An 8,456-nucleotide genomic window follows, 5' to 3' on the forward strand; every position below is an offset into this window, starting at 1 on the left:
GTCATGCAAAGAAGAGGAGCAGTTAATTTACCACTCCATGGAGGACACCCTCCAAAATGGTTATTCTCCAGAATGGTTGATTTATCAGGAGCCCTAGCTTCAGTTATTATTGAAGAATATAGTATAAATGAGTTTTTAAATAGAATTTCTAATCCCTACTGGTTCCAGGCATTCTCTTGCGTTTTAGGATTTGACTGGCATTCTTCAGGAACAACTACAACAACATTAGGAGCTCTAAAAGCATCATTAAGTCCAGAAGAACATGGAATATACTTAAGTGGAGGCAAAGGTGCAAAATCTAAAAAAACACCCCAAGGAATCGAACATGCCGGAGAATTGTTCAATTTAAAAACAAAAACTACAGAAAAACTTGTTAAAACCAGTAAGTTATCTGCTAAAATCGACAATTCCTGCATTCAAGATGGATATACATTATACCAGCATAATTTCTTTATTACTGAAAAAGGAGATTGGGCAGTTGTCCAGCAAGGACTAAACACCGACAGCAAATATGCTAGGCGTTATCACTGGTTAGGCAGCAAAGTTGAAGAATTATTAAACAATCCTCATAGTGGTATTTCCTGCGATAAAAAAAACACCAAACACATTAAATATGCCATCAAAAGATAGTGTGGAAGCTCAAAATATAAGTGTGGATTTAATAAATGACAATCCCAATCACTTAAGACAATATTTTAAAAGAAAAGAGAACCAAATGCTTTTGGAAGATTTTTCAATGCCCGAACATCATCCTGTTCTGGACATGGACATTTCAGATAAAGAATTTGAAGTCCTAACAAAAGCCTATGAAATACAACCCGAAAATTATGAAGAATTGATTCTGCTTCAGGGAATCGGACCTAAAAAAATAAGAGCATTGGCATTAATATCCGACTTGGTTTATGGTGAACCTGCAAGCTGGAAAGATCCAGTGAAATACAGTTTCACACACGGAGGAAAGGATGGTTTTCCATATCCTGTTGACAGAGATATTTATGACAACTCCATCCAAACAATAAGAGACGCTCTTGATCAAGCACGCATAAAAAAAGATGAAAAATTAAAAGCAATTAAAAGATTAGATGATTTTATATCTTAACGGTTTTCATCATGAATATTGACATTCTTTCCATGAGCTGTTGGAATGACTTCCAATACTGGATTTTCAAACTCTAAATCAAATTCCTTACCATCCATCAGCAAATGCTGAAATACTGCAAGTGAAGATACTTCTGAATGAGGTTGAGTTGAAACAGATACATTCCAGTCAGCAGCTTTATAAACACTTCCAGGAACTTTAGAACCACCAACAACTATTAAAATGTCACTACCATCCTCTCTTACTTCAGGAGCAACCTCATGAGCCTGTGATCCATACATAGTGAGATGAACAACCTTACCACCATCAGCTTTCCATTTTTTAATTACTCCCATATAACTTTCAGTGTGTTCTATTTCAAAATTTCCACCAAATCTTGAAGCAGTATCCCTTACATTTTCCATGAGTCTAGTATCCCTTTCACCGGCAAGATAAATCTTGCTTGCTCCAAATGCACGAGCAGTTAAACAAACATGAGTAGTAATACGAGTATCCCTTTTAAGTCTATGATCTAATCTTAAAACATTAACATTCATAATATCAGCTAGTTAATTAATTGTAAAAAATAATGATTTAATATTTAATTTAAAAATATATAATAATTTGCTTGATTTGATGAAGTTATCACTTAAAGATGCAATTTGAGGAAAATGTAGTGATAAGATAATTGAAAAATGGAGGTGAACCATACAAGTGATAACTCATCAAAAGTACTATAAGCATCTTAATTAATAAATTAATCGCTTAAATCACTAAAATATTAATTTTAAGTAGTAAAATTAAATTAAATGAAATATAATGCAATTGCCATGAATAATAATGCAAACAGACGTCCAACTTCATTGCTCATTCCAAGAACATCCCCATTAGCTAAAACGAAATTGCGTTTTGCAACAGTTGCTATAACAATACCGCCAACAACAGCCCCCAAAACACCAATAACACTGACTAAATCACCTAATAAAAATGCAATACATATTATAAGAATTGTTGAAACCAAATAATTAGCAACAGTAGTCTCTTTAATAAAATAGCTTCCAATTCCTGGAACTAACGGCTTTGATAAAAGTGCAGTTGTCAATAGAGAAGTTTTAGCAGCCATTTCACATATAATAATACCAAATATAAAATTATAATCCAAAATATTATATAATCCTGCAATAGTAAGGCTTGCAACTAAAAATAAGGTTGCAACACCACCTGCACCAACAGATGAATCTTTCATTACTCCTATCTTACGCTCAGGATCACCATGAACCATCACTCCATCAGCCATGTCCATTACACCATCCAAATGATTATATCCTGTAATAATCATTAGAAAAGCATACACAAGGACTGCTGTGAAAAAACCGTTTAAATGCAGGAATTCTAAAGACACATATCCACAAATAGCAGCCAATATTCCAACGAAAATATGTAAAAATGGCCAACACCAAGTTAATTTGGTCATATATTCAATTGAAGTATAGACTCTTAGTGGCAATATTGTTGAAAATGTCAAAAGTCCCAAAAGGGACCTAATAGCTGAAAATTCCTCATCATCAAAGTAACTGTCATCTTCCATCGTTTATTCCTCAAAAATATCCTTAAATTTTGGTAACCCTACATTGAATAATTTATTAAACTTATATTCAACATGATATATTATTCTTGTGATATTAACTCTTAAATTGATTTCACCTATAATTTTTTACTATAATGCCAAACTAATACTAAAAAAACAATGTATTGCATAAACAAAATATCCAACACAACAAAACCTGGAATCAATAAATCTATTGAAATAAAGATTACAGAGCAGATAGCTAAAGTGATTGTTGATAAAATAAATGTTAAATATCCTGCTTTTCCTCTCAATAATTCATATCTTTCATCAGATTCTGCAATTTTATACTTTTTCAATACAGAATCGTTTTGATATAATAAAAATCTAACAATTCCCATTACAACAAAAATAATTCCCCATGTACTAAGCATTATTTGCCAAAATTCCCCAATATCTACATTCAGTAAATCAAAACAGAAATTTACAAGAATTAATAAAATTCCAAAGATAATGTAAATTTTTACCCATTTCATTTTTTTATCTAAAAAGTCATTACTCATCTTTACCATCTTCATAAATAAATATCTCTTCAATTGTTTTATCAAAATATTTTGCTATTTTGAACGCTAAAACAATAGAAGGATTATATCTTCCGTTTTCTAAGGAACTAATTGTTTGTCTTGAAACTTCAAGGGCATCTGCAAGTTCTGTTTGACTTATAGATTTTTCTGCCCTAAATTTTTCTAAGTTATTTTTCAAATTAATCACAACCTATGTAAAGGAAGCTTTACTGTAAAGTATACTTTACATATTATCGTTAATAAATATTTTGGTAAATTAGTAAAGATGTTAATCCATGCAGAGAAAAGTTTGAGAACACATCCAATTATTCTTCAAATATTTTAGACATGCACCCTGCAATTAAACCTGCAAAAATATCATCAAGCATTGGAGGCAATCCTGCTATGATTCCAGGTTTTGCTTCATCATATCTTTTAAAATTAAAAGTTGCTTTTGTTCCAGCAATTTGATTTGAAATAGCTAAACCCAATACTTCATCAGTGTACAAATAAGCTGGATCATCACTTACATCAACTTCCCTTATACGATTTCCAGTTAAATCTTGTTCTGTTCTCATTGCAGCAACGAGCAATGCAATCACATTTATATCTGTTAATGATTTGAGAATTTGTGCTTCCAATTTATCCCTAAGCTCTTGAGTTACTTCAACACCTGCTACGAGTTCCATACCTGCATCTACTAAATCTCCAATTAAAATTCCTTCTGCTACAAAATAATCAAGAATTCCAAATGTCAAATCCAAGCGTTTGAATGCATCTTCCAAACTTATTTCAACAGCATCCTCAATTTTTACCTTTAACTCATTCCAGTCAATTTCATCATATTCTGCATTATTGATGTCTAGATCTTGACTTTGAGATAGATTAACATTAACTAAAACCGCTAAAAAGTCATTAGTATTAAGTATATTTTGAATATGTAAAGGTAAACACATTCTTGCAAGTGATTTTGCCTTAATATTAGTCACTATTTTAAATATCTTAAGCAGGTCTTTTGGAGAAATTACCTTATCAACATAAAGTATATGACTTAGATTGATTCTTGCATCAACAAACCCTTTTGAGGAATTTGCTACCTTTAAATATTCTGTGAAATCTTCAAGGACAACATCATTTTCTATGAACGTAAAAATAGTTAAATCATCATAGGTATTTTGAAAATACTCAATAGAATCTACAGCTTGTGCAATATAAGAACCTTTGGAATGATTGAATACTTCAGCCTTTTTTGCTGTAGCTTCAAACTCATCTTTAGCTTTTACAATATTAATATTCTCTACAATATCAATTCCATCACTTACTGTAAAATCACTGAATGCCAGAAAGTGATTTGGATTATTTATGCAAATACCGTAATCTTTTTTGGTAATATTAAATTCCATGTAGACAATATATATAAATTATTTAATTTAAATTTTATATTAATAACCTAAAAGGAATTATCATTATGACAATTATTATTGATCCACAAGGAAGTGGAATTGCTGGAAATATGCTAGTAGGTGCATTTGTTGATTTAGGAGCAGATGCTAATAAACTAAAAGAAATCATGGAGCAATCAGCAGAAAAATTTGGAAAAGTCAAAGTGACCTTTGAAAAAATAAACAAAAAAGGAATCACATCAACTTATTGTCATGTGGAAATGCTTGAAAAAAAAGATTCAATCCATTATCCTGACTTCATTGAAAAAATAAAAGAATTAAATTTAGATGAAAGAGTTATAAAAACTTCAATCAAAGTATTTGAAAGAATAGCGATTGCAGAAAGCAAAGTCCATGGTAAAACTTTGGAAACCGTCCATTTCCATGAAGTAGGTGCAAGTGATGCAGTGGCTGATGTGATAGGTTCCATCTATGCTTATTATAGCTTAAATTTAGACAATCAAAAAATAATTGGTCTTCCAATAGCTGTTGGCGGAGGAAGAGTCAATACTGCTCATGGAATTATACCTGTACCAGCACCTGCAGTAGTAGAAATCTTAAAAGATGCAAAAATGATTGGCGGACCAGTTTCAAGCGAACTTGCAACACCAACAGGTGCTGCAATTTATATGGAAATTTGCGATGAAATAAAAGAATTCATTCCATTAATCAAGACTAAAAATACAGGGTATGGAGCAGGAAAAAAAGACTTTGACCATCCTAATGTTTTAAGAATCATTGAAAGTTCCAACATCACTGAAAGCGACAGAATAGATGTTATTGAGACAAATATCGACCATCTAACAGGTGAAGAAATTGGATACCTGTTTAATAAACTCCAAGAAAAGGGTGCAAGAGATGTTTCCATAACTCCAATGATTATGAAAAAAAACAGACCGGGAAATCTCCTTAAAGTAATTTCCAAAAAAGAAGATAGGGAAAATATCATTGAAAGCATTTTTAAAGAGACTGGAAGTCTAGGTATCAGAATAACTCCCAATATACACAGAGGAATTTCAAAAAGGGAATTTATAAAACAAACATTCAACATCAACAATAAATACTATGAAGTGAACTTTAAAATAGGATATTTGAATGATGAGATAATCTCCAAAAGACCAGAATATGAAGATTTAAAAAGCATAGCCGAAGATACTGGGATTCCCCTTAAAAAAATAAGTGAGATGATTAAATGAAAAAAGCTATTTCAGTTATGTCTGGAGGCCTTGATTGCACAGTTGCAACAAGCATTTTCGCAAATACACATGAAATTCATGCAATAACCTTTAATTATGGTCAGAAAGCAGCTAAAAAAGAAATTGAAGTATCAAAAAAAATATGTGAAAAAATGGGCTGGACTCATGAAGTAATTGACCTTCCATGGCTTTCCCAAATCAGCACTTCCAGCTTGAATACTGATGAAGAAATTCCTGAAATTACAAACGATGATTTGGATGACATTAACAAAAGCCAAGAAAGTGCAAGTAGTGTTTGGGTTCCAGCAAGAAACACAGTTTTTACATCAATAGCCCTATCCTATGCTGAAAGCATCAATGCTAGTGCAATAATTGTTGGATGGAATAATGAGGAAGGTGCAACATTTCCAGATAATTCAAAAGAATATATGGAAAAATTCAATGAATTGATAAAAGAGGGATCTCCTGAAAAAATTAGAATTGAAGCACCATTAATAGAGTTAAATAAAGAAGAGATAATTAAAAAAGGAGTTGAATATGGTGCTCCAATAGAATTAAGTTATTCTTGTTATAAAGGTGATGAAAATCCATGCGGAATTTGTGAAAGCTGCATGAGACGGAAACGAGCATTTAGAAAATTGGGATTGGAAGACAAATATGAAAATTAATCATATTTCTCTAAATTTTCTTTCCAATTCACATCATCCAAACATACATTACTTCTTTTTAAATCAACAACCTCATCCATACACTCAAATACTTCATGTATTCCTTCTGTAGATTTTACATAATTAGCTACACGAGATTTTTTAATACCTATACTTCCTGCTTCAGCATATGAATCTATATCTGCTCCAATGAAAATAAATTCCCAATTATGGCTTTCAATCATATTTTTAATATTGAATTTGGAATATTCAACTGATGAATTTTCAAGCCCGTCAGTCATAATAACAAACAGAACATCATTATCAATTTCTTTATCAAGAGAGACAATAGTTTTTCCAATTGCATCTAAAAGAGCAGTACATCCTTCCACATAATATTCGTCGGATGTAAGGTTTTCAACTTCATCAATTGATTTTCTTTTGTACAACATTTCGTAACCATCATTAAATAAAACAGTTGTTACTTTAGTGTTGAATCCTTTTTTCCTTTCCCTTTCAAGAAAAGAATTAAATCCACCCATTGTATCTCCTTCTGATCCATACATGGATCCGCTTTTATCAATCACAAATATTAAATCAAGTTCATTATTTTGAGGTTCACATATCATGTTCTTCACATCCATAAAGTTTTCTATAAATAAATTAAATATAATTAACTATTAATTTATACACAAGATAATATCTTTATAATATCCTATTTAAACTTTTCGATTTGAAGAATATAAAAAAATAATTTAAAGTTTAAAACCACAATTCATGCAGAATATGTCCTCATCGCCAACAAGATGACCACATTTAGGACACTTTAATTCAATTTCAAGCTTACTTCCACAAGAGTTACAAAATTTATCACCACTACCAACAGGAGCACCACAATTTGTACAAAAATCACCTAATGAATTTGGATTAATTATATTATTCTCCCCAATTACCGGTCTTGAATAAAAATCTTCTTCTCCTTCAATTTCAGCAATTAATTGTTGCATAGTAGCTATCCTTTTTGAATCTGCAGGATGTGTTGAGAAAAAATCGTGTTCGTTAGAGTTCTGTCTTGACATATCTTCCCAAAATGCCGGAATAGAAGAAATGTCATATCCTGCCCAATGAATAATCATCATACCTAATCTATCGGCTTCAAGCTCTTGATCTCTTCCCCAAGGATTCATTAAGAAAAATTGAGATCCAATACTTGCAACGTTTGTAGCTAGTCTTGTTAAATTACCAAGTTCACCAAAACCAAAAATATCCATTGCAATACTACCAATCCATGCTGCAGAAGTAACAGCATTTTGAGTATTTTGAGCACTAATCTTAGTTCTGGAATGATCAAGAAGCGCATGAGCCATTTCATGGCCTAAAATAAATGCGACCTTTTCTTCAGTATTTGCAAGTGAAAAAATCCCAGAAAACATTACAATCTTACCACCAGACATACAAAAAGCATTTACAGTATCATCACCAACTACATGGACCTCCCAGTCATAATAATCCTCGACATAGTCCAATCTACCAATTTCAGATAAATAGTCATTTACCGCATTGATTAATCTTACAGCAACATTTAAAACTAGCTGACCATCATAAGTATTATCCAAAATCTGTGCTTTATTAATCATAGAATAATACTCATTGTAACATTCCTCTAGAAATTTATCATCATTAAGAGTATCATAATGCTTCTTGCCAGTAAAAGGATTTATTTCACTCCTATCATCTTTTGCCATGATTAATATTATATAAAATTAGTATATATAAATTGTGTTTAACTAAAATAATGTTAGAAAAATTATTCCTAACAGACCCCCACGGAAAACTGACTAACTATTTTGATACACATACAATACAAATTATTACACAATATATCACTAAAACTCTAAAGACATTTCCTCCAACCAAATAAAACAAATAATTACTTTTTATTAATCCATTAATAAAGCATAAT

The 8,456-nt window shown here is 31.4% G+C and carries 9 protein-coding genes and 1 pseudogene; 3 read left to right on the forward strand and 7 right to left on the reverse strand.

Annotated elements, in window-relative coordinates:
- The first annotated feature begins 3 nt into the window (after positions 1-3).
- Positions 4-1,099 (forward strand): annotated as a pseudogene (locus tag ACR0P1_RS01440) (DUF763 domain-containing protein).
- Here ACR0P1_RS01440 and ACR0P1_RS01445 read toward each other — a convergent pair.
- The 5 genes from ACR0P1_RS01445 to ACR0P1_RS01465 all read right to left on the reverse strand — a co-directional run bounded on the left by ACR0P1_RS01445 (position 1,096) and on the right by ACR0P1_RS01465 (position 4,611).
- Complete coding sequence (locus ACR0P1_RS01445) at positions 1,096-1,638, reverse strand: tRNA (cytidine(56)-2'-O)-methyltransferase (protein WP_432644639.1); 543 nt, start codon at positions 1,636-1,638, stop codon at positions 1,096-1,098. The pseudogene ACR0P1_RS01440 and the gene ACR0P1_RS01445 sit on opposite strands and share 4 nt — an antisense overlap.
- Before the next feature lie 245 nt (positions 1,639-1,883).
- On the reverse strand, positions 1,884-2,666 hold the full coding sequence (gene cobS, locus ACR0P1_RS01450) for an adenosylcobinamide-GDP ribazoletransferase (RefSeq protein ID WP_432644630.1): 783 nt from the start codon (positions 2,664-2,666) through the stop codon (positions 1,884-1,886).
- Positions 2,667-2,782: 116 nt separating this feature from the next.
- Entirely contained in the window at positions 2,783-3,208 is a 426-nt protein-coding gene (locus ACR0P1_RS01455) for a hypothetical protein (RefSeq protein WP_432644631.1), read from the reverse strand.
- Positions 3,201-3,407 carry a helix-turn-helix transcriptional regulator gene (locus tag ACR0P1_RS01460; protein ID WP_432644632.1) on the reverse strand — a complete coding sequence of 69 codons (207 nt, stop codon included), beginning with the start codon at positions 3,405-3,407 and terminating at the stop codon, positions 3,201-3,203. The genes ACR0P1_RS01455 and ACR0P1_RS01460 overlap by 8 nt, the downstream gene beginning before the upstream one ends.
- A gap of 127 nt (positions 3,408-3,534) precedes the next feature.
- Complete coding sequence (locus tag ACR0P1_RS01465; RefSeq protein WP_432644633.1) at positions 3,535-4,611, reverse strand: phosphatidylglycerophosphatase A; 1,077 nt, start codon at positions 4,609-4,611, stop codon at positions 3,535-3,537.
- A 65-nt stretch (positions 4,612-4,676) separates the two neighbouring features.
- On the opposite strand from ACR0P1_RS01465, the gene larC reads away from it, so the two are divergent.
- Together larC and queC are read left to right on the forward strand one after the other, a co-directional pair.
- Positions 4,677-5,846 carry a nickel pincer cofactor biosynthesis protein LarC gene (larC, locus tag ACR0P1_RS01470; protein ID WP_432644634.1) on the forward strand — a complete coding sequence of 390 codons (1,170 nt, stop codon included), beginning with the start codon at positions 4,677-4,679 and terminating at the stop codon, positions 5,844-5,846.
- Positions 5,843-6,514, forward strand: a complete 672-nt coding sequence (gene queC / locus ACR0P1_RS01475; protein WP_432644635.1) for a 7-cyano-7-deazaguanine synthase QueC — start codon at positions 5,843-5,845, stop codon at positions 6,512-6,514. Before larC ends, queC begins: the two co-directional genes overlap by 4 nt.
- Here queC and ACR0P1_RS01480 read toward each other — a convergent pair.
- Positions 6,511-7,122, reverse strand: a complete 612-nt coding sequence (locus tag ACR0P1_RS01480) for a vWA domain-containing protein (protein ID WP_432644636.1) — start codon at positions 7,120-7,122, stop codon at positions 6,511-6,513. The two genes, queC and ACR0P1_RS01480, sit on opposite strands and share 4 nt — an antisense overlap.
- Positions 7,123-7,248: 126 nt before the next feature.
- Positions 7,249-8,238 carry a M48 family metallopeptidase gene (locus tag ACR0P1_RS01485; protein ID WP_432644637.1) on the reverse strand — a complete coding sequence of 330 codons (990 nt, stop codon included), beginning with the start codon at positions 8,236-8,238 and terminating at the stop codon, positions 7,249-7,251.
- Between the last annotated feature and the right edge of the window lie 218 nt (positions 8,239-8,456).

The organism is Methanobrevibacter sp., from assembly GCF_050872065.1.
Classification (GTDB): Archaea; Methanobacteriota; Methanobacteria; order Methanobacteriales; family Methanobacteriaceae; genus Methanocatella.